Here is a 22899-nt window from a genome sequence, read left to right as displayed (position 1 = left end):
ATCAGTCCTCAAAGGCCGCTGTTTGAATGCGTCGGCCCAACATGAAAGCGTCGGCGACATGCACCAGCGGCGAAAAATCGGCATCGCTGCGGCCGGCCGCGACCAGCGCCACGAAATCGCGGTAGAGATTGCGGTATTCCCGGTCCGCCTCGATGATCTGCGCCTCGCCATCGACGAAGAAGCGGCTGCCGCCATGCGTCAGCACAACCGGACCTTCATCCGTGTCGATCCGGATATCCCAGGTCTGCGGGCCGGTCTGGCGCCAGTCGAATTCCGCTAAGACCGGAATACCGCCATCCGTCTCGAACGACAGGCTCGCGGCGATCGGCGCCGCCCGGTTGGCGGGAAACGTCAGATCGGAGCGGGTGAGATGGAACTTCTCGGGCAGAATGTGGGTGACGATCGACAGCGCATTGATGCCGGGATCGAAGACGCCCAGACCGCCCGGCTCCCAGATCCACGCCTGCCCCGGATGCCAGTGACGGACGTCTTCCTTCCATTCGACTGCGACGCTGCGGATTTTCCGTTTCGCCAGCAACGCCCGCGCCGGCTCCACGGCGGCGGCGGCCCTGGAATGCCAGGTGGAAAACAACGTCAGGCCTCTCGCCCGGGCCAACGCTTCGAGCGCATGGACTTCCGAAAGCGTGGCGCCCGGCGGCTTTTCGAGCATCACATGCTTGCCGGCGTCGAGCGCCGCCTTCGCCTGGCTGAAACGCCCCTGCGGCGGCGTACAGAGAGAAACGGCGTCGATTTCCACGCCGGAGGCGAGCAGGTCTCCGATTTCGTGAAAACAGCGGACGCCATCCAGCTGCGCGTGACGGCTCGCGACCGCCACGAGATCGATGCCGTCGGTCGCCTCGATCGCCCCGAGATGCTGATCCCTGGCGATCTTTCCCAATCCGACAATGGCGAGACGAACAGATGCCATGCCTCTTCCTCAGAGCTTCTTGATTGCCAGAGGCTTATCGTCCGCGACGGCCAGCCGGTTGACAAGTGTCAACTTGAAGGGCGCGGCGGAAATCTCGAACACATCGCCGGCCTCCGTCTTGATGCCTTCGGAGAATGAAAGCGTCGCCGTGCCGAAGAAATGCACATGCAGGTCGCCCGGCTGACGAAACAGCTCGTATTTGAAATTATGGTGTTCCAGGTTGGCGATCGTGTGAGACATGTTCGCCTCGCCCGACAGGAACGGCTTTTCGAAGATGACCCTGTCGCCGCGCCGCACGCGCGAGGTGCCTTCCACATGATCCGGCAGATCGCCGACCAGGAGCTCGGCACCGAGCGAAGCATGGCGAAGCTTGGAATGCGCAAGCCAGAGATAATTGCCCTTCTCTGTCACATGATCGGAGAATTCGTTGGCAAGACAGAAGCCGAGCCGGAAGGGCGTACCGTCCGGTCCGATGAGATAGATCGCCGCCAGTTCCGGCTCCTCGCCGCCGTCGAGCGCAAAAGCGGGCGAGACAAGGTCCTCGCCGGTGGCGCGAAGCTGCGCGCCATTTCCCTTGTAGAACCATTCCGGCTGCACGCCCACTTCGCCGGGCTTCGGCTTGCCGCCCTCGACGCCCATCAGGAACATGCGCATGGAATCGGTCGGCTTCTCCGCCGATTGCGCCGCCTTGTGCATCTTGTCGCGGCCATCGGCCGAGCCGAGATGCGTAAGGCCGGTGCCCGCGACGATGAAATGCGCCGGATCGGGATGCGTGACAGGCAGGCCGAGCTGGCCTTCGGCCGCAGCCTTCCGAAGGTTGACCGTATCGCCAAGACCTGCGGCATCGATCCGCTGCTGCAATGTCTGCCCTTCGGCAATCGCCTGTGTCGCAAGCTCATACGTGGATGAGACACCCCTGACCACGCGGGCATCACCTTGGCCGTCCCAGGCCACGACCTGTAGCTGACCGGCACCATCCCGAACCTGAAGAACCCGCAACATCGATTTCGCCATCCAAATGCTTCCAACGCCTGCATGGCATCTCCGTTGCGCCATACAGTTCCTCCCATCGGATTATCCGGCTCCGATGCAGTCAATAATACGACTATTGGATTGCCATCCCCCTTGTCAAGGATGGCGAAACGGTCGCCCGATGAGATCCAGAGCCGTATCGTTTCAACCCCATACGATTGATTAACATACAGAATATCTCACAGGCACGGCCAGGTGGCAGGCGATTTTGAGGATCGTCAAAATTATCGCTTGAAAAAGTAATATTATATGCCAATCCTTGGATCGTCAGTTTGCTTTCTCATCTCTGGGAGAATTAAAGATGAAAAGAGCACTCGCGGGGGCCGTTGTCGCCCTCGGCATGTCCCTCGCTTCCGGCGTTTCCGCTCAATCGCTTACGGTCGGTTTCTCGCAGATCGGTTCCGAATCCGGCTGGCGGGCGGCGGAAACGACCGTCACCAAGCAGGAGGCGGAAAAGCGCGGCGTGAACCTGAAGTTCGCCGACGCCCAGCAGAAGCAGGAAAACCAGATCAAGGCGATCCGCGGATTCATCGCCCAGGGCGTCGACGCCATCTTCATCGCACCGGTGGTCGCCACCGGCTGGGATGCCGTTTTGAAGGAAGCCAAGGAAGAGAAGATCCCCGTCATCCTGCTCGACCGCGAGATCGAGGCGCCGAAGGATCTCTATCTCACGGCGGTTACTTCCAACCAGGTCTATGAAGGCAAGGTCGCGGGCGACTGGCTCGTCAAGGAAATCGGCTCCAAGGACTGCAAGGTGATGGAGCTGCAGGGCACGACAGGCTCCTCGCCTGCCATCAACCGCAAGAAAGGCTTCGAGCAGGCCATCGCGTCGCATTCCAACATCAAGATCGCCCGCTCGCAGACCGGCGACTTCACCCGCACCAAGGGCAAGGAAGTCATGGAAAGCTTCATCAAGGCGGAGGGCGGCGGCAAGGACATCTGTGCCGTCTACGCCCATAACGACGACATGGCCGTCGGCGCGATCCAGGCGATCAAGGAAGCCGGCCTGAAGCCCGGCACCGACATCAAGATCGTCTCGATCGATGCCGTGCCGGACATCTTCCAGGCCATGGCGAAGGGCGAAGCCAATGCGACGGTCGAACTGACCCCGAACATGGCCGGCCCAGCATTCGACGCGCTCAATGCCTTCCTGAAAGACAAGAAGGAGCCGCCGAAATGGATTCAGACCGAATCCAAGCTCTACACGGCCAAGGATGACCCGCTGAAGGTCTACGAGGCCAAGAAGGGCCTCGGCTACTGATCTCCCGCCGCCCGGCAGCTCCTCAACTCGGCCGGGCAACCTCAGCAACCGGAGCGGAGCCCCCTTGCCGCTCCGGTTCTTCGATAGATGCGGGACATGAGCATGTCGGATTCTGTTTCTCTTCTGGAAGCCCGGGGCATAGGCAAGGCCTTCCTCGGCATCACGGCGCTCGACGGCGTCGACTTCACGCTGGATCGCGGAGAAATCCACGCGCTGCTCGGCGAAAACGGTGCGGGAAAGTCGACACTGATCAAGATCCTGACCGGCGTCTATAGCCGCGACCGCGGCGCGGTTCGTCTCGACGGCGCGGAGGTGACGCCCGCCAACGTCGCCGAAGCGCAAGCGCTCGGCATCGGCACCGTCTATCAGGAGGTCAATCTTCTCGAGAACCTGACGGTGGCGGAAAACCTCTTCCTCGGCCGCCAGCCCCTCCGCTGCGGCCTTATCGACCGCCGCGAGATGCACCGCCGGTCGAAAGCCCTGCTTTCCCGCTACGGTCTCGACATCGATGTGGACGCCCTGCTCTCCTCCTACTCCGTCGCGGTCCGCCAGATCGTTGCGATCGCCCGCGCGGTCGATCTCTCCGGCAAGGTCCTGGTGCTCGACGAACCCACCGCCAGCCTCGATGCGCATGAAGTCGAGATGCTGTTTTCCGTCCTCAGGCGGCTGCGCACGGAAGGTCTCGGCATCATCATCATCACGCATTTCCTGAACCAGGTCTATGCGATCGCCGATCGCGTCACCGTCCTGCGCAACGGACGGCTGGTCGGAACGCGGAAGCTGGCCGAACTGCCGCAACTGGAACTCATCTCGATGATGCTCGGCCGTGAACTGCAGCACATCACCCGCGAACACCAGGCCCAGGAGGAAACGGTCGCGACCACGGCCGAGGCGCCTATCCGTTTTGCAGGTTACGGCAAACGCGGCAGCGTGGCGCCCTTCGATCTCGACATCCGCCCCGGTGAGGTGGTTGGAATTGCCGGCCTGCTCGGCTCGGGACGCACGGAAACCGCCTTCCTGCTCTTCGGCATAGACCGCGCCGACAGCGGCACGGCGAAGGTGGATGGCCGGGACGTCGCGCTTTCCTCCCCCGAAGCGGCGATCACCCACGGCTTCGGTTTCTGCCCCGAGGAGCGCAAGACGGATGGCATCATCGGCGATTTCTCCGTTGCCGACAATATCGCGCTGGCATTGCAGGCCCGGCAGGGCTGGGCAAGATCCATATCGTCCCGTGAAAAACGGATGATCGCGGAGAAATTCATCAAGTCGCTGGACATCCGCCCCACCGATGCGGAACGGCCGATAAAATTCCTCTCCGGCGGCAACCAGCAGAAGGCGATCCTTGCCCGCTGGCTGGCGACCGAGCCACGCCTCCTGATCCTCGACGAACCGACACGCGGCATCGATATCGGAGCGCATGCGGAAATCCTGAAGATGATCGAACGCCTCTGCGCCGAAGGCATGTCGCTGATCGTCATCTCCTCCGAACTCGAAGAGCTGACCGCCGTCGCCCATCGCATCATCGTGCTGTCCGACCGTCGCCACGTCGCCGAACTCAGCGGCGAGCAGGTGTCCGCCGACAACATCATGCAGGCGATCGCCGCTTCGACCCGTACGGAGGCCGCCTGATGAACCATGTCGCTCGCCGCCTCAGGCGCCTCGCCCCCCAACTGATCGCACTGGCCGTCATCCTTGCCCTGATCACCGCCATCGCGCCGGGTTTCCTCACCATTTCGATCCAGAACGGCCGTCTCTACGGCAGCCTGATCGACATATTGGTGCGAGCGGCGCCCGTGGCGTTGCTGACCATAGGGATGACGCTGGTGATCGCCACGCGCGGCATCGATCTCTCGATCGGCGCGGTCATCGCAATCTGCGGCGCGGTTTCGGCAACGCTGATCAGCAAGGACTATCCCCTGTTCGCCGTCATCCTGATCTCGCTTTGCGTGGGCCTTGCCTGCGGTCTCTGGAATGGCGTGCTGGTGGCTCTTCTCGATATCCAGCCGATCATCGCGACATTGATCCTGATGGTCGCCGGCCGCGGTATCGCCCAGCTCATCACGGAAGGCGTCATCCTCACATTCAACGACGATACCTTCGCCGCGCTCGGTTCCGGCTCCTTAGCCGGCATACCGATCCCGATCTATCTGTGGACCGGAGCCGGTCTCCTGACTGGCCTCCTGGTTCGCCGCTCCGCGCTCGGTTTCCTCATCGAGGCAACCGGCATCAACCGTCGCGCCGCCACCCTTGCCGGCGTGCGCGCCCGCTTTCTTCTCTTCTTCGTCTATGCGGTCTCGGGCATCTGCGCAGCCATCGCGGGCCTCATCGTCACCGCCGATATCCGCGGCGCCGATGCCAACAATGCCGGGCTGTGGCTGGAACTCGACGCGATCCTCGCCGTCGTGATCGGCGGCACTTCGCTGAACGGAGGGCGTTTCTCCATCACGGCCTCGCTCATCGGCGCGCTGATCATCCAGTCGATCAACACCGGCATCCTGGTTTCGGGCTTCCCGCCCGAGTTCAACCTGATCATCAAGGCCGGCATCATCATCGTCGTGCTGACCCTGCAGTCGCCTGCGATCATGAACCTGCTCGGTTTTCTGAGCCCTGCGAAAAGACGCACCGGGACCGGGACCAACAAGGCGGAAGGAACGGCACGATGATCCACAGCCGCAACCTGCCTTTCGTCACGACGCTCGGCATCCTCGTCATCGCCTATGCGCTCTGCGTGCTGCAGTTTCCGAACATGCTCTCCACCCGCGTGCTCGGCAATCTTTTGACCGACAACGCATTCCTCGGCATCGCGGCGGTCGGCATGACCTTCGTCATCCTGTCGGGCGGCATCGATCTGTCGATCGGTTCCGTGATAGCGTTCGCCAGCGTCTTCGTGGCGGTCATGGTCGGATCGGTGGGCGTCCATCCCCTCGCCGCCTTTGCCGCCGTTCTGGTCATATCGACGTTTTTCGGCAGCCTGATGGGAGCGATGATCCGCTATCTCGGCATACCGCCGTTCGTGGTGACGCTTGCCGGCATGTTCCTCGCCCGCGGCGCCGCCTATCTGATCTCCACCGAATCCGTGCCGATTTCCCATCCCATGATCGATGCGATCCAGGGCTTCTATTTCCGCTTTCCGGGCGGCGGACGGCTGACGGCGCTTGCCATGCTGATGCTGCTGGTCTTCATCGTCGGCGGCTTCGTCGCCGGCCGCACCCGTTTCGGCGCCAATGTCTATGCAATCGGCGGCAACCAGCAATCGGCCGAACTCATGGGCGTGCCGGTCGGCTCGACGACCGTCGGCATCTACGCACTGTCAGGCTTCCTCTCGGGCCTCGCCGGCATCGCCTACACGCTCTACACCTCGTCCGGATATTCGCTGGCGACCGTCGGGGTCGAACTCGACGCGATCGCGGCCGTCGTCATCGGCGGCACGCTTCTGACGGGCGGCGTCGGCCTGGTCGCCGGCACGTTCGTCGGCATATTGATCCAGGGACTGATCCAGACCTACATCGTCTTCGACGGCACGCTCTCCTCCTGGTGGACGAAAATCGTCATCGGCATCCTGCTCTTCGTCTTCATCGTCTTGCAGCGCGGCATTATCTGGTATTCAAACAGGAAACTGGCCGAAGGCCTGTTGAAGGGGGTTTGATTGGGTCTTCTGGAAACAACGATCAGTGGGCGAAAGCGCCGCAGCAACCACGCGCATGTGGTGGCGGAACTTGGCCGCGGGATCGTATCCGGAAAGATACCCGAGGGCTCGCTGCTGCCCGGCGATTCCGAGCTTTCCGCCCGTTTCGGCGTCTCCCGGACGGTGCTGCGCGAGGCCATGAAGACGCTCGCCGCCAAACGGCTGGTCGAGCCGAAGGCGAAGGTGGGGACGCGCGTGCTCGACAGGGCGAGCTGGAACTTCTTTGATTCGGACGTGCTCGGCTGGCGCTTCGAATCCGGCCTCGACTTCGAATTCATCGAACATCTTGCGGAAATGCGCATGGCGCTGGAACCCGCCGCCGCCGCGGCGGCGGCGATCCGCGCCACCAGCGACGATATCGTCGCTCTCTACGCCATCGCCGCGAAATTCGACGATCTCACCCATACGCCGGAAACCATCGCCAAGGTCGACCTGGAATTTCACCTGGCGATCGCCCGCATGTCCGGCAATCCCTTCATGCGTTCTGCAAGCGCGTTGATCGAGGCCGCGCTGGCCATCTCGTTCCAGCTTTCCTCGCCAGCCTCCTCGCCCGAAAAGATCGAGGAAGTTGCCGGCAATCACCTGAGGATCGCGCATGCGATCGCCGCCCGCGATCCTCAGAAGGCAATCACGGCCATGCGTCATGTGATCGAGGTCGGCAAGAGCCGGATTCGCAACTCCCTCGAAGTGCCGCTGCCGGCTTGAACTGTCTCGCATCCAGGAAGATCATCTGATTGGCGAGCGATGACTCGTTTCGGGAGGACGAGGATGGACCGGGGACGGTGAAAACGGCTTGGGAATGGCGATAAAGCGCGAAAACGGCAGGAAGAACGATCCTCAACGCACCCGGGAAGATATCCTGGACGTGGCGACGGAAGAGTTTTCGACCTACGGGCTCGCCGGCGGACGCGTCGATGCGATCGCGGAAAAGACGCGCACCTCCAAGCGGATGATCTATTATTACTTCGGCAGCAAGGAAGACCTCTACCTCGCCGTCCTCGAACGCGCCTATCGCAAGATCCGCACACTGGAGGCAGACCTCCAGCTTTCCAACCTGCCGCCGGAACAGGCGTTACGCGTGCTGATATCGACCACGTTCGAACACGATCAGGCCAATCCGGATTTCGTGCGCCTGGTCAGCATAGAGAACATTCATCACGCCTCTCACATGCTGCGCTCGGAGGAGATCCGCGACCTGAACGTGTCCGTCATCGAAACGATCGCCGCCATCCTGGAACGCGGCGTCGCGCAAGGTGTATTCACCCGCAAGGCCGATCCGCTCGACATCCATATGCTGATCAGCGCCTTCTGCTTTTTCCGCGTCTCGAACCGCTACACGTTTGGCACCATCTTTCGCCGCGACCTTTCCGAACCCGCGACGATGGAACGGCACAAGACGATGATCGCAGATGCGGTGATCGGCTACTTGCAGGGCAAGGCTGGTTGATCGACACTCCGCCTCCAGCCTGTCGCAGGCAACCGGCAAATCCCAAGCCCGATGGATTATCCCCTGCTCCGGCCCGGCGCGACGAAGCCTGCTATCGAGGCCTCGTCATGCCCGGCTTCACGCAGGAATCGTTGTGCGAACTCGGCCGCTGCACCTTTCAGCGCGTCATTCGGCCGGATCAGGTGAAAAGCGACGTGGTGGTCTATCGTCTTGTCCGAAACGGCAACCGCACGACCCGAAGCCAGGGCCGCATCGGCGAGCGGCGGACGCGCAAGCGCTATTCCGACACCCTGCACGCAGGCGTCGATCACCAGATTGTAATCTTCAAAGCGCCTGTCCTGCCCCCTCGGCACATAGTCTATCCCCTCGGACGCCAGCCAGCGGCGCCAGGCCTCGATATTGGAATCATGCAGGATCGGCAGTTCGAGAAGCGATCTGGCATCCGAACGGCCGCCGAGACGGGCGGCAAGCGCGGGAGATGCGATCGGAAAGAGCTTCTCCTGCCAAAGCGGCAGGCTGCGCACCCCGGCCCACGGCCCCTTGCCGCAGCGGATTGCCAGATCGATCCCCTCGCCGAAATCCGCAAGGCGATGCTCCAGCACGAGGTCGAGGTGGATATCGTTTGCTTCCAGCGTCTGCAGATGCGGGAACAGCCAGAGCGATGCGACCGATGGCGTCACCGAAAGCCGGACGACCGTCTTGCTGCGGCGGGGCAGCCATCGCTCATCCATGTCGCCGAGCAGCGCCAGCGCTTCCTCCGCTCGCCTGAAGAACCGCATACCTTCCGGCGTCAGCGTCACACCCCGCGCTTCGCGCAGGAACAGCCGCACGCCCATCCAGCGTTCCAGGCGAGAAATTTGCCGCGAGACGGCGCCATGCGTGACACCGCCCTCTTCCGCAGCGGCGGAAAACGAACCGAGCCGGGCGGCCCGGGCAAAAGTCTCGAGCGTATCCAGGGGCGGCAAGGATTGCGAGCTGTGAACCATGCGCACATATGATCATCGATTGCGATGCTTTTCAAGCATGGCTTGAGAGCCTATTCCTGCTGCCGGAACAGGAATGGAGATGGCCGTGAGCACGCTTGCGATGGATCACAAGACGCGAGACGAAAGACATGGATTCGATGGCATTGCCTTCCTGGCCATCCTGGTGACCATCGTCTTCTGGGCATCCTCCTTTGCGGTCATCCGTACCTGCCTCGGGCCGCTGACGCCTCTCGAACTGGCGGCCGCGCGCTATGTCGCCGCGGCGCTGATCGCCGCCTTCTACCTCGCCGCCGTTCGGCCGGCGCTTCCCGAAAAGCGCGATCTCGTCCGCCTGACCATGGCGGCCGTGCTCTTCATCGCAGCCTATGCCGTCCTTCTGAACATGGGCGAGCGAACGGTCGCGGCGGGACCGGCGAGCTTCATCATCAACACCATGCCGGTTTTCACCGCACTCATTGCGACCTTTGCGCTTGGGGAACGGTTCGGTCGGCGGGGCTGGATCGGAACGGCGGTTTCCTTTGCCGGCGTCGCGTTGATCGCGGCATCGGGCGACGAGGGTTTCGACCTCGATCCCAACGCCATCCTCATTCTCGGGGCGGCGCTCTGCTCGGCAGTCGCAAGCGTCCTGCAGAAACCGATCCTCGGCCGCATGCCGGCGCTTGCCGTCACGGCGTGGCTGATGCTGATCGGCTCGATCCCGCTCCTACCGGCCGTCCCCTCCACCCTCCGGGCCCTCGTCGCGGCGCCCGTCGAAGTCAACTGGGCCGTGGCCTATCTGGTGCTCTTCCCGACAGCCATCGGCTATGTCACCTGGGCGATCGCCTTGAAGCGACTCTCCGCCGCCCGTGCGGCCAATTTCCTCTACGGCGTTCCGCCGACCGCAACGCTGATCGGTTTCCTTTGGCTCGGAGAAGTGCCGACGATGATCGGAATGGCTGGCGGCGTCATGGCGATCTTCGGCGTGCTGATCGTGAACCTGATGGGCAAGAAGAGATAGGCAAACCGGCTAATGCCCGTTCACCAGATTGAGGATAAGCCGGTGAACATTGCCGCCCTCGCTCATCTCCATCCGGTCGAAATCGCTGCTGCGCTTCCGTTGCGCCCTGGAAATCTCGCCGAGCTTTGCCTGCAGATCAGCCCTCACCTTGGAACATTTCGGATCGTTGGCGGCACTCAGACCGACGCTTGCCTGCTCGATCTCCTTCACCATGTCGACGATGGCCGCCCCATGCACCTGCTCGTGCCTGCGGACACCATCGATGAATATATCCCATTTCCTTTTCAGATCAGGCTGTAGCGGCGATGCGGGCTTTGGCAGCATGTAGGTGATGACGAGCTTCGGCCGCGCAGACACCAGGGTGCAGGCGCCATTGGGCTGCGGTTCGTATTTGCGCGTCCAGGTGAGCTTGAAATTGGCATGCGCGATGGTGCGGACTTCCTTGCCTATCTTCGGGCCGCGCTCGCCGATCGAGGCATAGAGATCGACACCGGAATCGCCGGTGATCGAATAGGTCTGAACCTGTTCGACCGGCTGCCATGGCGTCTGGGCCTGTACGCAGAAGGGTATCAGGACGGAACAAGCCACTGACCAGAAAATCCAAACGCCTCTTCTCACCGTTCTGCTCCCGGTATTCTGTGGATGGGTCCGCCCTTTTTGAAATGAAATGCCATCGACTCCGGACCCTTGCCATACTTCATTCAAAATGGATGATGACAGTTATGTGACAAAACAAGAGATTTCTGGCGGGAGGCATTCCATGGGAGAAAAGCGCAAAGTCTACGAGGCACTGGTCGATGGCGCGACGGAGGGGCTCAGCGGCGGAGCGTTGTTCGATTATGTGACGAAACGATGCCCGAAGACATCGAGCAAGAAGATCGTTCGTGCAGCGCTGCTCGGCCTTACCGATCCTCATCTGCGGGATCGGAACATCCTCGACACCATTTATGCGCTGGCCATCAAGCACCGCATGGACGAATTCCGCGAAGGCGAAGATGGGGATGACGATCGCGAAAACTGGCCTGCGCCGTTTGCACGCGGAACCAGGACCAAGATCGGCAAGCCAACCACCCAGCCCGCTCGCCCCTAGACGCGGTACTGTCATCCCCCCTACACAAACCAGACCTAGACTGGCGTGATCGAGGTGATCGTTCATGCACGGCCGCGCCAATCTCACAGCCATGAGACTGATGGATGCTTGCGAGCATCTGCTTTGTGAAGCCGATGCGCTGGAGGAATTGACCGCGCGGCGGATCGCCGTCGAGGCGAATGCGACACCTTCTGCCATCAGTTACCATTTCGGCTCGCAGGAGGAGTTGATCGCCGCCGTCGCCGAGCGGGTCTATCGCCGGCTGAATGCAGAACGGCTCAGTTTGCTGCGCAAAGCCGTCGACCGCAAGGCACCCGACCCTCCGGACCTGGAGGAAGTCATTGCCGCGCTCATCGGCCCCTCCATCCGCTGGAGCCTTGACCCGAACTCCAGCTATCCGGTCCTGTCCCATTTCACCTCCATGGCGAAGGCACATCGGGAACAGGCGCCGCATTACCGTCGCATCATCGACAACGTGGAGCACCATCGGGCTTTCATTCCCGAACTCAAGCGGATCGCTCCCTGGCTCGACGAAGTCGATATCGGCTGGCGTCTGAACTGCGCGCTCGGCATTCGTTCACAGGTCACCCGCAGCCGCTCCCGCACAAAAGTGCTGACCAATTACCGCATGAACCTCGATGACCCCGAGGCCGTCATCGCCCGCATGATCGAGGTGATCGCGCCCATGTTCCGCCGCGTCGCCTAGATCGCCATCGCTTCGCCGCGAGTGCACGTCGGACAGGTTTCGAACGGCATTCGAAAAGCGTCACTCCGGCGAAACAAACCCCTTTTATCGATCCGGACAGGCAAGCGATGTGAGGTCGTGCAACGCGCCCCTCGCCGCGTCCGAAACGCCATCCATGGAGGCATCCGTGCAACGCGAGACCACTTTCATTCATCTGACCGATCTGCACATCGGCACCGCCGACGACGACCACCTGCACTCGGACACGACCGAAACGCTCAACCAGGTCCTCGACCTCGTGGCGACGGTGACGCCGAAGCCGCAATTCGTGATCGTCAGCGGCGACCTCACCAATCGCGGCGACGCGGAAAGCTATCGCCGGCTGAAGGCGATCATGGAGGCCCGGCTCGACGTGCCGGTGGTCTACGCGCTCGGCAATCACGATACCCGCCCGGGCTTCTACGAGGGCATGGAAATCGCCACCGACGATCCCGAAGCGCCCTATGACCACGATGCCGTCATCGACGGCATCCACATCGTCACGATCGATTCCTCGACCCCCGGCCTCATTGGCGGCACCATCGATCCGGAACAGTTCGACTGGCTTGCCTCGACGCTCGACACCCATCCGGACCTGCCGAAGCTGATCGTCATCCACCATCCTCCCGCACTAGGCGAGGAAGCGGATGCAACACATTGGCGCACCATTCACTTCCCCCAGTCGGAACGCTTCCGCACCTTGCTACGGGATCGTAACATCGTCGGGATTTTGAGCGGCCATATCCATCACGACCGCGTCTCCTTCTGGCACGGCATTCCGGTGGTCGTCGGAACCGGCCAGCACGCGGCGACCGATATCCTGCGCACCGACATCCTGCGCATGGTGCGCGGCGCCTCGTTCGGCATCGGCACCATCCGCTCCTCCGGCCTCACCATGGCCTTCGTGCCGCTGCCGTCCGACCGTGCCGAACTCAACACCTATCCGCTCGAAATGCTGATGGCACGGGCAGTTCCCGTCGCCGCCGAATAACCTCACCCGGAGAACGCAAAATGTTGCGCAGAACCACGCTCAGGCTCATGGCGGCGCTCGCCGGCACCTCCCTGCTGCCCTTCCATGCTTTTGCCGAAATGCCGGCCACCGTCGACAAGCCGGTGACGATCAGCTTCTATAACTACAACCTTGCCTCCGCGAGCGCCGGCGCTGACGCCACGAAGGAGCTGATCGCCGGTTTCGAGAAGAAATTCCCGAACATCAAGGTCGAGACCGTCGCCGTTCCATCGAATGAGATCATGTCCCGGGTGCAGGCCGATATCGTCGCCGGGCGCCAGCCGGATGTCGCCCAGCTCGTCTTCCGCGACCTCATCTACATCGCCAACGATCTCGGCGCCAATGCGCTGGAAGACATGGTGCGCCCGGACGAACTCAAGGCCCACCTTGCCGGCATGATCCCGCAAGGTCTCGAACTCGGCAAAGTCGACGGCAAGACCTACGGGCTTGCCTATACCTTCTCGACGCCGATCCTGTATTACAACGCCGACCTCTTCAGACAGGCCGGCCTCAATCCGGACAGCCCGCCGAAGACCTGGGCCGATGTCGATCTCGCCGGCAGGGCGATCAGGGAAAAAACCGGCAAGAACGGCTTCTTCCCGGGCGCCTACGGCCCGGCGGACGGCACCTTCGTCTACCAGGCGATCGTCATGTCGAACGGCGGCAAGGTACGAGACGGCAATACCCTGACATTCGCCGATACCAATGCGGCCGAAGCGGTCAAGATGCTGCACGACATGGTCGGCAGCGGCGCGCACGCCAAGATCGACATCGCCAGCCCGGCCGACACGTTTGCGGGCGGCAATCTCGGCATGTTCCTCTACACGACTGCCGTGCTCGGCAGCTTCAAGAAGGCCTCGGCCGGCAAGTTCGACTTGCGCCTCGCCCCCATGCCCTCCTTCGGGGAGAAGCCCACCGCGCCGACCAATTCCGGCAGCGCCCTCTTCGTCTTCAGCAAGGACCCCGCCAAGCAGCGCGCGGCCTATGAACTCCTGAAATTCCTGACCAGCAAGGAAGCCTACACCGTCATCACCAGCAAGATCGGCTATCTGCCGCTGCGTCTCGATATCGTGGACGACCCCGCCTATCTCGGCCCATGGGTCAAGGAAAACCCGATGTTCCGCGCCAACCTGGAGCAGTTGAACCGGCTGACCCCGAATATCGCCTTCCCCGGCCCGAACTACCGGCAGGTGGAGAAGATGATGATGGACTCGGTACGCGAAGCCGTGTTCGGCACCGGCGATCCGGTTGCAGCCCTCAAGACCGCGCAAGGCGAAGGCCAGGACCTCATGCCCTGACGAGACGACAGGAGGAAGTGCCGGGCAGGTCTCGTTCCCTGCCCGGCAATCGATCCCGCATCCGGATACCTGACATGACCGACATCCAGGCCGACATCGCCAGACCTCTGTCCGCCGACCGCATCTTAGCGGCGGTGCGTCAGCGCAACACCTTCACGATCGCGCCCTGGCTCTATCTCGCACCCGCGCTGATCCTGCTGATGGCCTGGACCTATGTGCCGCTGGTCGAGGCTTTCCAGCTTTCCTTCTACCAATGGAACATGTTGCCGACCGCGCCGCAGCGCTATGTGGGACTGACCAACTACCAGCGGCTGCTGGCGCTTCCCGAGATGCGCAATGCACTCTGGAACACCCTCTACTACATTCTCGGTCTCTTTCCGATGTCGGTCATCATTCCGCTCTTCGTGGCGATATGGACGCAGGACCTCACGGGCCGCGCCCGGGTGATCTACCGTGCCCTGATCTTCTTGCCGATGATCGTCGCGCCTGTCGTCGCCGCCATTCTGTGGCGCTGGCTGCTCAATGAGGATCAGGGCTTCGTCACCCTCGGGCTCGAATGGCTGGGCTTCGGCCGCATCGGCTTCCTGACCGATCCGAAATACGCCCTGGCGACGCTGACCTGGATCACGGGCTGGAAGCTGATCGGTTTCTCGACCCTGCTGTTCTCGGCCGCCAATGCCGGCATCAACCCGTCTTATGTCGAGGCGGCGCGCATCGACGGCGCCAGCCGCTGGGGCATCATCCGCGATATCCGCCTGCCGCTCCTGTCGCCGACCATCCTGCTCCTGTCGATGATGACCATTCTCTTCGGGGCGCAATGGAGCTTTGCCTATATCAACGTGCTGACCAATGGCGGGCCGCTGAAATCGACCACCAACATCTTCTACCTGCTCTGGGAATACGGCTTCCAGACCATGTCGGCCGGCTGGAGTTCTGCTGCCGGCATGATCGCCTTTGCCGGTTTCTCGGTTCTCGCCGCGGGGTGCATGTGGCTGACCAGGAGGTATGCCGTCTATGACAATTGATGCCTCCCACGACCATCCGCTAGCAAGCTCCCCCGCCACGAACAAAAGCATTCTGCGCCGGGCCGCGGTGCATGGTATCATGATCCTGCTGTCGGTGCTGTCGATCTTCCCGATCTACTGGATGATCGCCACGTCGCTCCGGCCGGAAAACGAAACCTTCTCGACCACGCTCTGGCCCGCCAACCCGACGCTCGATAACTACGTCTTCGTGCTGACCCGCATTCCGATGCTGGAAATGCTCGTCAACACCACGACGGTCGCCGCCGCGACGGCCGCGCTCCAGGTGGTGACGGGCCTTTTCGCGGCCTATGCGCTGGTGCGCTGGCGCATGCGGCTCGCCGGCATCGTCCACGGGCTGATCGCACTGTCCTGGCTGGTCCCTTTTCAGGTGACGATGATCCCGAACTACGTGCTGGCCTCGCGGCTCGGGCTTCTCGACACGTTGACCGGCCTCGTCGTGCCCAATGCCGCGCATGCCTTCGCGATCCTGCTCCTCTACCACGCCATGCGCTCCTTTCCGACCGAGATCCTGGAAGCCGCACGCATCGACGGAGCGAAGAGCTGGAAGATCCTCTGGCAGATCGTCACGCCCAATATGGGCGCACCGATCGCCTCGCTGTCGATCATCGCCTTCATTTCCGCCTGGAACGAATATTTCTGGCCACTGCTGCTCTCCAGAAAGCCGGAGAACTCCGTCGTCCAGATCGGATTGCAGATGTTCATGACCCAGGAGGGCAATCTCTGGGGACCGCTGATGGCGGCGGCAGCGCTCGCGAGCCTGCCGATCCTGATCATCTACCTCGTCCTGCAGCGCCACGTCATCGAATCCTTCATGAAATCCGGAATCCGCTGATATGCTTGCTTACGACCGACTGATTGCGCTGGAAGGCGCCCACAATGTCCGCGACCTCGGTGGTTACCCCACGGCAGACGGCAGCCTGACCCGCTGGCGCTCCATCCTGCGCGGCGACGCGCTGCATCGCCTGAGCCCGGCCGATATAGAGGCGCTGCTCGAACATGGCCTGACGACGGTCATCGACCTGCGGAACGCGCATGAACTTGCGATGGAAGCCAATCCGTTTTCCGGCCATGGCCGGGTGCGCTACCATAACACGCCGCTGTTTTCCGCGCTGGCGCCGGTCGAGATGGCGGCGGGTGCGAGCGCGGATTTCGACATGGGCGACCGTTATTGCCAGGCGATCGACGCCTGCCAGCCGGCTATTGCCGAAGTGCTGGCCACGATCGCCGACGCGCCTGACGGCATCGTATTGTTCCATTGCAGCGCCGGGAAGGATCGCACCGGCGTCATCTCCGCCCTGCTGCTCGCCAATGCCGGCGTCGACGATACGACGATCGTCGAGGACTACGCGCTCACGGCCACCATATCCGGCCCGCTGATCGACAAACTCCGGGAACGCGCGCTCAACCGCGGCACCCCGGCCGTGCTGGCCGATATCGTGCTCGCCTCCGAGCCGCGCAGCATGCGCCGCACGCTGGACCATATCCGCGACAGCTACGGCAGCGTGGAGGGATATTTCGATCTGCTGGGTATCGATAGCCGGATGGCGGAAAGACTGCGGAACCGGCTTTCATAGAAACCGGTTCTCCTGCGGCTCAGCTCTTCGGACGCCCGGCGGGAACCAGCGACCGGTCGCGGATCTGGAAATCCAGATCATAGACGGAGATCTGCGTCTCGTTGCCGATCCTGGTACCGTCGAGAAGACGGATCAGGTCATCAGCGCCTGCAACGGGATTTCCATCGATCGCCAGGATGAATTCACCCTCCTTCAGGCCCGCTTTCTCGGCGGGACTGCCGGAGTCGATGCGGCGAATGCGCACCGTCGTCTCCTGGGACAGGCCGGCCTTCAGCGCGACCCGGCGCGGCAGGGCGATCGTATCGACGACGATGCCGATAAAGGCACGCCGCACATGGCCGAAGCGCAGCAATTCCGACACGACGAAATTTGCGGTATTGGATGCGACCGCAAACGCGATGCCCTGCGCGCCCCGGATCACCGCGGTGTTGACCCCCACGACCTCGCCTGAAGCGGAAACCAGCGGCCCTCCGGAATTGCCCGGATTGAGCGCCGCATCCGTCTGGACGACGTCATCGATGAGCCGGCCGGTCGAGGCGCGCATCGAGCGACCGAGCGCCGAGACCACCCCGGCCGTGACCGACCAGTCGAAACCGAGCGGATTGCCGATCGCAATCGCGATATGGCCGCGCCGCAGCTTCTTGGAATCGCCGAGCCGTGCCCATGCCTGCACATCCATATCGGCACGCACCAGCGCGATATCGGTATCGGCATCACGACCGAGCACCGCGCCCTGCCCGACCGCGCCGTTGGCGCTGCGGATGCGCACGGTCCTGGCATCGGCCACGACGTGATGGTTGGTGACGATCAGGCCATCGGGCGAAATGGCAAAGCCAGACCCGTGCCCGTTGTCGCCGAGCCGTTCGATACGGCTGACGGCGGGACCGACGCGGTCGACCGCGCCGGCAACGGTCTCCGAATAGGCGTCGATCAGGGCGCCATCCTCGGGAACCGGAGGATTGATATCGATAAATCCCATCGCAAGAACTCCGGACATCACCCTTCCGGAAAGAAAGGGCGGAAAGAAAGATTGATGTGGTGAGCGCGGGAATGCGAAACAAGGAGCGGATAGCCTCCCCTCGGGCGCGCGCTCGATGCCCGTCGCCCCAGTCCCTGCGGCCATCAATCATCCATCCGAGTCACGCCTTGCGTGGACTGCAACTTATTCGTGACAAGTGCCACTACTTATCATACATGCTGGAAGGCAAACGATGATCGGGCCGGGCCTCCCCGGGACATGCCCGACCCGACAGGCAATCGCACCATGATCTATCGTGCACCGATGACGGAGGAAGGAAATGAGCGTTGATGCGAAGCTCGAAACCGGCAAGGGATCGAGGACGCTGGTTTCCAAGCTTGGGGAAACGTTACGCCAGGCGATATCCACCGGTCAGTTTCCACCGGGCTCGCGCCTGCCGAGCGAGGCGCAATTGACCGAAGCACATGGCGTCAGCCGCACGGTGGTGCGCGAGGCGATCGCGACATTGCGCGCCGACCGGTTGGTCGAAGCAAGGCAGGGTGCAGGCGTTTTCGTCCTGGAGCCATCCGCCACGACACAACCGGCCATGCTGTCGCTCTCCAACGTCGACCTCGCCCGCGTATCGTCGATGATCGAGCTTCTCGAATTGCGGACGGCCGTCGAAGTCGAAGCCGCGGGCCTCGCGGCCCTGCGACGGTCGCCGGCCCAAGAAGAAGTCATCCTCGAGCGGCATTATGCCGTTCATGCCTGTCTTGAGGCCTCGCAGCCGACCAGCGAGGCCGATTTCGCCCTGCACCTCGCCATCGCCGAGGCGACCAACAATCCTCGCTTCCGCGAGTTCCTGACGATGATCGGCCACAACCTCATTCCGAGGGCAGCCCTGCGCCCGGACGATTCGGAAACCGACCAGACCGCCTATATCAAACTGCTCGACGAAGAGCACAACGCTATCGTCGCCGCCATTTCCGATGGGGACGAGGAAGCGGCACGGGAAGCCATGCGCCGTCATCTGCGCGGCTCTCAGCTACGCTACCGGACGCTTCTCAGGGAAGTCCGCGAATCTGTAAGATGACTTGTTGACACAAGTCGGCACAACACGTACGACAATTTCATCTGAAAGAGGTATTGCAGAGGAAATCCGCACCATGACGCCAGAAGAGATAAAGGCTGCGCTTGGCGCCGGCCTGCTGTCCTTTCCAGTGACCCACTTCGACAAGGAAGGCCAGTTCCAGCCCGGAAGCTACCAGCGCCATATCGAATGGCTCTCGGGCTTCGAGGCGCCGGTTCTCTTCGCCGCAGGCGGCACGGGCGAATTCTTCTCGCTTTCTCCGAATGAAATCCCGGGCATCGTCGCGGCCGCCAAGGAAGCCTCCGGCAAGACTGCGATCGTTTCCGGATGCGGTTTCGGCACGCATGTCGGCGTCGAACTGGCCCGTGCGGTCGAGAAAGCCGGGGCGGACGGCATCCTGCTGCTGCCGCACTACCTGATCGACGCCCCGCAGGAAGGCCTCTATCAGCATGTGAAGCGCATCTGCCAATCGGTCGGCATCGGCGTCATGGTCTACAACCGCGACAATTCGATCCTCGCGGTCGACACGCTGAAGCGCCTCTGTGACGAATGCCCCAACCTCATCGGCTTCAAGGATGGAAGTGGCGACATCGGACTTGTCCGACAAATCACCGCGACCATGGGTGACAGGCTGATGTATCTCGGCGGCATGCCCACGGCGGAACTCTTCGCGGAAGCCTATCTCGGCGCCGGGTTCACCACTTATTCCTCCGCTGTCTTCAACTTCGTGCCCGGCTTGGCCGTCGAGTTCTACAAGGCGCTTCGCGCCGGCAACCGGTCCCGTTGCGAAGAGATACTGAGAGACTTCTTCTATCCCTTCATGGCATTGCGCAGCCGCCGCAAGGGCTATGCGGTCGCCGCGATCAAGGCGGGTGTGCGCCTCCAGGGCTTCGATGCCGGCAAGGTGCGCCCGCCGCTCGACGACCTGACGCCGGAAGAGGAAGGGATGCTGCTCAAGCTCATCGGTTCCCACAAACGGTGAAATCCATGAAGATCGTATCGGTCCGCACTCATCTTCTCGAGCACAAGCTCGACGTCGCCTTCGAAAGCGCCTCCATGCGCTTCGACCGGCGCGCCCACGTGCTGGTCGAGATCGAGTGCGACGACGGTACGGTCGGCTGGGGCGAATGCCTCGGCCCCGCTCGCCCGAATGCTGCGGTCGTCGCGACCTATTCAAACTGGCTGATCGGCGAAAATCCGCTGGAAACGGAGAAAATCTGGGCTCGTCTCTATAATGCGTTGCGCGATCAGGGCCAGCGCGGCCTTGCAGTGACGGCGCTCTCCGGCATCGATATCGCCCTTTGGGACATCAAGGGCAAATATTTCGGCGTCCCCGTATCGACCCTGCTCGGCGGACGTTTTCGCGAGTCCGTGAAGGCCTATGCCACGGGCAGCTTCAAGCGCGATGGTGTCGATCGCATCGAGGACAACGCCGCGGAAGTCGCCCGCTACAAGGACCAGGGTTTTCATGCCAGCAAGATCAAGATCGGCTTCGACGTGGAAGAGGATCTCGCCGTCATCCGGGCAGTGCGTGACGCCGTAGGCTCCGGCATGCGGCTGATGGTGGATGCCAATCACGGCTACGACGCCATCGAGGCGATCAGGTTCGGCCAGGCGGCGGCGGAATTCGGCATCGACTGGTTCGAGGAACCGGTCGTACCGGAACAGCTCGCCGCCTATCGGGAAGTGCGCGCCAGGCAGCCGATCCCGGTCGCCGGCGGAGAGACCTGGCACACCCGCTGGGGTATGCGGGAACCGGTGGAAACCCGGGCGGTGGATATTCTGCAGCCCGATCTCGCCGGCGTCGGCGGTTTCACGGAAGCCAAGCGCGTCGCCGATCTCGCGGCGCTGCACGGCATCCGAGTCGTGCCCCACGTATGGGGCACGGCCGTGCACGTCGCCGCCGCCTTGCAGTTCATGGCTGCGATGGTGCCAAGCCCTGTTCGCACCAATCCGGTCGAGCCCATCCTGGAATTCGACCGTACCCACAATCCGTTCCGCCAGGTGATCGTCAAGACGCCAATCGAACATGAACGCGGCGTGGTGCAGATTCCGGATGGCCCCGGCCTCGGCATCGAAATCAACCGCGATGCACTCGCTGAATTCCGCATGGGAGATATCTGATGCTCGTCCGAACCCTTTCCGGCAATCCTCCCAGGACGACCCTGCCCGCCGGCGCCGTAGATGCCCAGATGCATATGTATCTGCCCGGCTTTCCATCACTGCCCGGCGGGCCGGGACTGCCGGTAGGCGCTCTGCCGGATGCGGACCAGTACCGCCAGTTCATGCGCTGGCTCGGCATCGACCGGGTGATCATCACCCAGGGCAACGCCCATCAGCGCGACAATTCCAACCTGGTCGCGTGCCTTGCCGAAATGGGGGAAATCGCCCGCGGTGTCGGCATCGTCGACGGTACGACATCCGATGCCGAGATGGAGCGCCTTTCCGCCGCCGGCATTGTCGGCGCGCGCATCATGGACCTGCCCGGCGGCGCGGTGAACCTGAGCGAACTCGAAACCGTCGATGCGAAGGCTGCGTCGCATGGCTGGATGCTCGCCGTGCAGTTCGACGGCAGCAACATCCTCGATCATGAAGAACGGCTGGCAAAGCTCAAGTCCCGCTGGGTTCTCGATCATCACGGCAAGTTCTTCTCCGGCGTAACGGCCGACAGCCCGCAGATTGCCGCCGTCAAGCGGCTGATCGACAAGGGTAACTGCTGGTTCAAGTTCGCCGGCGTCTATGAATCGTCGAAATCCGGCGGCCCGGACTATGCAGACGTCGCCGCTTTTTCCCGCGTTCTGGCGTCCCATGCGCCCGAACGCATCGTCTGGGGAACCAACTGGCCGCATAACCTCGCCCGCGAACAGGCCGATTATCCGGATGACGCGGCCTTGACGGATACCGTGCTCGGCTGGCTGGCCGATGAAAAGGCCCGTCATCTCGCGCTCGTCGGGAATCCGGAAGAACTCTATGCCCTGCCTGCCTGGGGCGGTGCAGCAAACTGACGCTGGATGACCGGAGCAAGGAGGTTCCGATTGCGGCATCATTCACGGTATCGTCATGGGTGAGATATACGCACGATCCGGCCTTTCCCCGAGGCCAGTATCGCGCTACCGACGGTAGCCCAAATATCTGCCTTCTCTCTTTGGCTTCCAGGCCTGTTCAGATAGAAGGACAGGAACGCCTTCGCTTACCGGTCCTGCTTCACTCGCGGGACCTTTTCCATGAAAGGAGAGGTTCATGACCATCTACCAAAACCTGATCGCCGGCGAATGGGTCGGTTCGGATGCCTCGCAGAACGTCAACCCGTCGGATACGAACGACGTGGTTGGACTTTATGCCCAGGGCAGCGCCGAAGACGCCAGGCAGGCGATTGCTGCGGCCAAGGCCGCCTTCCCGGCCTGGTCGCGTTCCGGCATCCTGGAGCGTCATGCGATCCTGAAGAAGACCGCCGACGAGATCCTCGCCCGCAAGGACGAACTCGGCACCCTGCTTGCCCGCGAAGAGGGAAAGACGCTCCCCGAGGCGACCGGCGAAGTCATCCGCGCCGCGCAGATCTTCGACTTCTTCGCAGGCGAAACGCTGCGCCTGGCCGGTGAAATCATCCCCTCGGCACGGCCCAACATCGGTGTGGAGATCACCCGCGAGCCGCTCGGCGTGATCGGCATCATCACGCCCTGGAACTTCCCGATCGCCATTCCCGCCTGGAAGATCGCCCCGGCGCTCGCCTATGGCAACACCGTCGTCTTCAAGCCCGCCGACCTCGTCCCGGGC

At 62.5% G+C, this 22899-nt stretch carries 24 protein-coding genes; 19 read left to right on the top strand and 5 right to left on the bottom strand.

Annotation, left to right across the window (positions count from 1 at the left end):
• Nucleotide 1: 1 nt before the first annotated feature.
• Nucleotides 2–928: a Gfo/Idh/MocA family protein gene (locus tag ACFFP0_RS19180; protein WP_377263785.1), complete on the bottom strand. Its 927-nt coding sequence runs from the start codon at nucleotides 926–928 to the stop codon at nucleotides 2–4.
• Between the two features lie 9 nt (nucleotides 929–937).
• Nucleotides 938–1930 (bottom strand): AraD1 family protein, encoded by a 993-nt coding sequence (gene araD1 / locus ACFFP0_RS19175; RefSeq protein ID WP_377263798.1) that lies wholly within the window; start codon nucleotides 1928–1930, stop codon nucleotides 938–940.
• 331 nt (nucleotides 1931–2261) lie between these two features.
• Here araD1 and ytfQ point away from each other — a divergent pair, with 331 nt between their 5' ends.
• The 6 genes from ytfQ to ACFFP0_RS19145 all read left to right on the top strand — a co-directional run bounded on the left by ytfQ (nucleotide 2262) and on the right by ACFFP0_RS19145 (nucleotide 8353).
• Complete coding sequence (gene ytfQ / locus ACFFP0_RS19170; protein WP_377263784.1) at nucleotides 2262–3221, top strand: galactofuranose ABC transporter, galactofuranose-binding protein YtfQ; 960 nt, start codon at nucleotides 2262–2264, stop codon at nucleotides 3219–3221.
• Between the two features lie 102 nt (nucleotides 3222–3323).
• Nucleotides 3324–4850 carry a sugar ABC transporter ATP-binding protein gene (locus ACFFP0_RS19165; protein ID WP_377263782.1) on the top strand — a complete coding sequence of 509 codons (1527 nt, stop codon included), beginning with the start codon at nucleotides 3324–3326 and terminating at the stop codon, nucleotides 4848–4850.
• Complete coding sequence (locus ACFFP0_RS19160; RefSeq protein WP_377263781.1) at nucleotides 4850–5884, top strand: ABC transporter permease; 1035 nt, start codon at nucleotides 4850–4852, stop codon at nucleotides 5882–5884. Before ACFFP0_RS19165 ends, ACFFP0_RS19160 begins: the two co-directional genes overlap by 1 nt.
• Nucleotides 5881–6867, top strand: coding sequence for a galactofuranose ABC transporter, permease protein YjfF (yjfF, locus tag ACFFP0_RS19155; RefSeq protein ID WP_377263779.1), 987 nt, complete (start codon nucleotides 5881–5883; stop codon nucleotides 6865–6867). Before ACFFP0_RS19160 ends, yjfF begins: the two co-directional genes overlap by 4 nt.
• Entirely contained in the window at nucleotides 6868–7611 is a 744-nt protein-coding gene (locus ACFFP0_RS19150) for a FadR/GntR family transcriptional regulator (protein ID WP_377263777.1), read from the top strand.
• Nucleotides 7612–7705: 94 nt separating this feature from the next.
• Nucleotides 7706–8353: a TetR/AcrR family transcriptional regulator gene (locus tag ACFFP0_RS19145; RefSeq protein ID WP_377263776.1), complete on the top strand. Its 648-nt coding sequence runs from the start codon at nucleotides 7706–7708 to the stop codon at nucleotides 8351–8353.
• A 56-nt stretch (nucleotides 8354–8409) separates the two neighbouring features.
• On the opposite strand, the gene ACFFP0_RS19140 is transcribed toward ACFFP0_RS19145, so the two are convergent.
• Nucleotides 8410–9339 (bottom strand): LysR substrate-binding domain-containing protein, encoded by a 930-nt coding sequence (locus ACFFP0_RS19140; RefSeq protein WP_377263774.1) that lies wholly within the window; start codon nucleotides 9337–9339, stop codon nucleotides 8410–8412.
• A gap of 100 nt (nucleotides 9340–9439) precedes the next feature.
• Between ACFFP0_RS19140 and ACFFP0_RS19135 the strand changes: the two genes are divergently transcribed.
• A complete protein-coding gene (locus ACFFP0_RS19135) occupies nucleotides 9440–10336 on the top strand; it encodes a DMT family transporter (RefSeq protein WP_377263797.1) in 897 nt (298 codons plus the stop codon).
• 9 nt (nucleotides 10337–10345) lie between these two features.
• Here the strand turns inward: ACFFP0_RS19135 and ACFFP0_RS19130 are convergent, their stop codons facing one another.
• Nucleotides 10346–10924 (bottom strand): DUF922 domain-containing Zn-dependent protease, encoded by a 579-nt coding sequence (locus ACFFP0_RS19130; RefSeq protein WP_377263772.1) that lies wholly within the window; start codon nucleotides 10922–10924, stop codon nucleotides 10346–10348.
• A 172-nt stretch (nucleotides 10925–11096) separates the two neighbouring features.
• Between ACFFP0_RS19130 and ACFFP0_RS19125 the strand changes: the two genes are divergently transcribed.
• The 7 genes from ACFFP0_RS19125 to ACFFP0_RS19095 all read left to right on the top strand — a co-directional run bounded on the left by ACFFP0_RS19125 (nucleotide 11097) and on the right by ACFFP0_RS19095 (nucleotide 17077).
• Nucleotides 11097–11426, top strand: coding sequence for a hypothetical protein (locus tag ACFFP0_RS19125; RefSeq protein WP_377263770.1), 330 nt, complete (start codon nucleotides 11097–11099; stop codon nucleotides 11424–11426).
• A 64-nt stretch (nucleotides 11427–11490) separates the two neighbouring features.
• Nucleotides 11491–12132, top strand: coding sequence for a TetR family transcriptional regulator (locus ACFFP0_RS19120; RefSeq protein WP_377263768.1), 642 nt, complete (start codon nucleotides 11491–11493; stop codon nucleotides 12130–12132).
• 166 nt (nucleotides 12133–12298) lie between these two features.
• Nucleotides 12299–13141, top strand: coding sequence for a metallophosphoesterase family protein (locus ACFFP0_RS19115; RefSeq protein ID WP_377263766.1), 843 nt, complete (start codon nucleotides 12299–12301; stop codon nucleotides 13139–13141).
• A 20-nt stretch (nucleotides 13142–13161) separates the two neighbouring features.
• Nucleotides 13162–14457 (top strand): ABC transporter substrate-binding protein, encoded by a 1296-nt coding sequence (locus tag ACFFP0_RS19110; protein ID WP_377263764.1) that lies wholly within the window; start codon nucleotides 13162–13164, stop codon nucleotides 14455–14457.
• 74 nt (nucleotides 14458–14531) lie between these two features.
• On the top strand, nucleotides 14532–15482 hold the full coding sequence (locus tag ACFFP0_RS19105; RefSeq protein ID WP_377263762.1) for a carbohydrate ABC transporter permease: 951 nt from the start codon (nucleotides 14532–14534) through the stop codon (nucleotides 15480–15482).
• A complete protein-coding gene (locus ACFFP0_RS19100) occupies nucleotides 15472–16335 on the top strand; it encodes a carbohydrate ABC transporter permease (RefSeq protein WP_377263761.1) in 864 nt (287 codons plus the stop codon). The genes ACFFP0_RS19105 and ACFFP0_RS19100 overlap by 11 nt, the downstream gene beginning before the upstream one ends.
• A gap of 1 nt (nucleotide 16336) precedes the next feature.
• The gene (locus ACFFP0_RS19095; RefSeq protein WP_377263760.1) at nucleotides 16337–17077 is read left to right on the top strand and encodes a tyrosine-protein phosphatase; all 741 of its coding nucleotides are present in this window, start codon (nucleotides 16337–16339) and stop codon (nucleotides 17075–17077) included.
• Between the two features lie 19 nt (nucleotides 17078–17096).
• On the opposite strand, the gene ACFFP0_RS19090 is transcribed toward ACFFP0_RS19095, so the two are convergent.
• Complete coding sequence (locus ACFFP0_RS19090; protein WP_377263796.1) at nucleotides 17097–18056, bottom strand: S1C family serine protease; 960 nt, start codon at nucleotides 18054–18056, stop codon at nucleotides 17097–17099.
• A 319-nt stretch (nucleotides 18057–18375) separates the two neighbouring features.
• Between ACFFP0_RS19090 and ACFFP0_RS19085 the strand changes: the two genes are divergently transcribed.
• The 5 genes from ACFFP0_RS19085 to ACFFP0_RS19065 all read left to right on the top strand — a co-directional run.
• Complete coding sequence (locus ACFFP0_RS19085) at nucleotides 18376–19128, top strand: FadR/GntR family transcriptional regulator (protein WP_377263759.1); 753 nt, start codon at nucleotides 18376–18378, stop codon at nucleotides 19126–19128.
• A 73-nt stretch (nucleotides 19129–19201) separates the two neighbouring features.
• On the top strand, nucleotides 19202–20107 hold the full coding sequence (gene kdgD, locus ACFFP0_RS19080; RefSeq protein ID WP_377263758.1) for a 5-dehydro-4-deoxyglucarate dehydratase: 906 nt from the start codon (nucleotides 19202–19204) through the stop codon (nucleotides 20105–20107).
• A gap of 5 nt (nucleotides 20108–20112) precedes the next feature.
• Nucleotides 20113–21249 (top strand): mandelate racemase/muconate lactonizing enzyme family protein, encoded by a 1137-nt coding sequence (locus tag ACFFP0_RS19075; RefSeq protein WP_377263757.1) that lies wholly within the window; start codon nucleotides 20113–20115, stop codon nucleotides 21247–21249.
• A complete protein-coding gene (locus ACFFP0_RS19070) occupies nucleotides 21249–22130 on the top strand; it encodes an amidohydrolase family protein (RefSeq protein WP_377263756.1) in 882 nt (293 codons plus the stop codon). Before ACFFP0_RS19075 ends, ACFFP0_RS19070 begins: the two co-directional genes overlap by 1 nt.
• 235 nt (nucleotides 22131–22365) lie before the next feature.
• On the top strand, nucleotides 22366–22899 hold a 534-nt coding region (locus tag ACFFP0_RS19065), incomplete at its 3' end, for an aldehyde dehydrogenase family protein (RefSeq protein ID WP_377263754.1).

Source organism: Neorhizobium puerariae, from assembly GCF_042429745.1.
GTDB classification, from domain to species: Bacteria; Pseudomonadota; Alphaproteobacteria; order Rhizobiales; family Rhizobiaceae; genus Neorhizobium; species Neorhizobium puerariae.
Note: the sequence above shows the minus strand (reverse complement) of the source record. Positions and strands in the feature narration are given on the sequence as shown.

Excerpts from the sequence above, each read along its gene's own strand:
- ACFFP0_RS19100 (WP_377263761.1), top strand. The coding sequence starts at position 15,472 with ATGACAATTGATGCCTCCCACGACCATCCGCTAGCAAGCTCCCCCGCC.
- ACFFP0_RS19120 (WP_377263768.1), top strand. The coding sequence starts at position 11,491 with ATGCACGGCCGCGCCAATCTCACAGCCATGAGACTGATGGATGCTTGC.
- ACFFP0_RS19135 (WP_377263797.1), top strand. The coding sequence starts at position 9,440 with ATGGATCACAAGACGCGAGACGAAAGACATGGATTCGATGGCATTGCC.
- araD1 (WP_377263798.1), bottom strand. The coding sequence starts at position 1,930 with ATGTTGCGGGTTCTTCAGGTTCGGGATGGTGCCGGTCAGCTACAGGTC.
- ACFFP0_RS19105 (WP_377263762.1), top strand. The coding sequence starts at position 14,532 with ATGACCGACATCCAGGCCGACATCGCCAGACCTCTGTCCGCCGACCGC.
- ACFFP0_RS19160 (WP_377263781.1), top strand. The coding sequence starts at position 4,850 with ATGAACCATGTCGCTCGCCGCCTCAGGCGCCTCGCCCCCCAACTGATC.
- ACFFP0_RS19145 (WP_377263776.1), top strand. The coding sequence starts at position 7,706 with ATGGCGATAAAGCGCGAAAACGGCAGGAAGAACGATCCTCAACGCACC.
- ACFFP0_RS19140 (WP_377263774.1), bottom strand. The coding sequence starts at position 9,339 with ATGGTTCACAGCTCGCAATCCTTGCCGCCCCTGGATACGCTCGAGACT.
- ytfQ (WP_377263784.1), top strand. The coding sequence starts at position 2,262 with ATGAAAAGAGCACTCGCGGGGGCCGTTGTCGCCCTCGGCATGTCCCTC.
- ACFFP0_RS19090 (WP_377263796.1), bottom strand. The coding sequence starts at position 18,056 with ATGGGATTTATCGATATCAATCCTCCGGTTCCCGAGGATGGCGCCCTG.
- ACFFP0_RS19165 (WP_377263782.1), top strand. The coding sequence starts at position 3,324 with ATGTCGGATTCTGTTTCTCTTCTGGAAGCCCGGGGCATAGGCAAGGCC.
- ACFFP0_RS19075 (WP_377263757.1), top strand. The coding sequence starts at position 20,113 with ATGAAGATCGTATCGGTCCGCACTCATCTTCTCGAGCACAAGCTCGAC.
- ACFFP0_RS19180 (WP_377263785.1), bottom strand. The coding sequence starts at position 928 with ATGGCATCTGTTCGTCTCGCCATTGTCGGATTGGGAAAGATCGCCAGG.
- ACFFP0_RS19085 (WP_377263759.1), top strand. The coding sequence starts at position 18,376 with ATGAGCGTTGATGCGAAGCTCGAAACCGGCAAGGGATCGAGGACGCTG.
- ACFFP0_RS19070 (WP_377263756.1), top strand. The coding sequence starts at position 21,249 with ATGCTCGTCCGAACCCTTTCCGGCAATCCTCCCAGGACGACCCTGCCC.
- ACFFP0_RS19095 (WP_377263760.1), top strand. The coding sequence starts at position 16,337 with ATGCTTGCTTACGACCGACTGATTGCGCTGGAAGGCGCCCACAATGTC.
- kdgD (WP_377263758.1), top strand. The coding sequence starts at position 19,202 with ATGACGCCAGAAGAGATAAAGGCTGCGCTTGGCGCCGGCCTGCTGTCC.
- yjfF (WP_377263779.1), top strand. The coding sequence starts at position 5,881 with ATGATCCACAGCCGCAACCTGCCTTTCGTCACGACGCTCGGCATCCTC.
- ACFFP0_RS19125 (WP_377263770.1), top strand. The coding sequence starts at position 11,097 with ATGGGAGAAAAGCGCAAAGTCTACGAGGCACTGGTCGATGGCGCGACG.
- ACFFP0_RS19110 (WP_377263764.1), top strand. The coding sequence starts at position 13,162 with ATGTTGCGCAGAACCACGCTCAGGCTCATGGCGGCGCTCGCCGGCACC.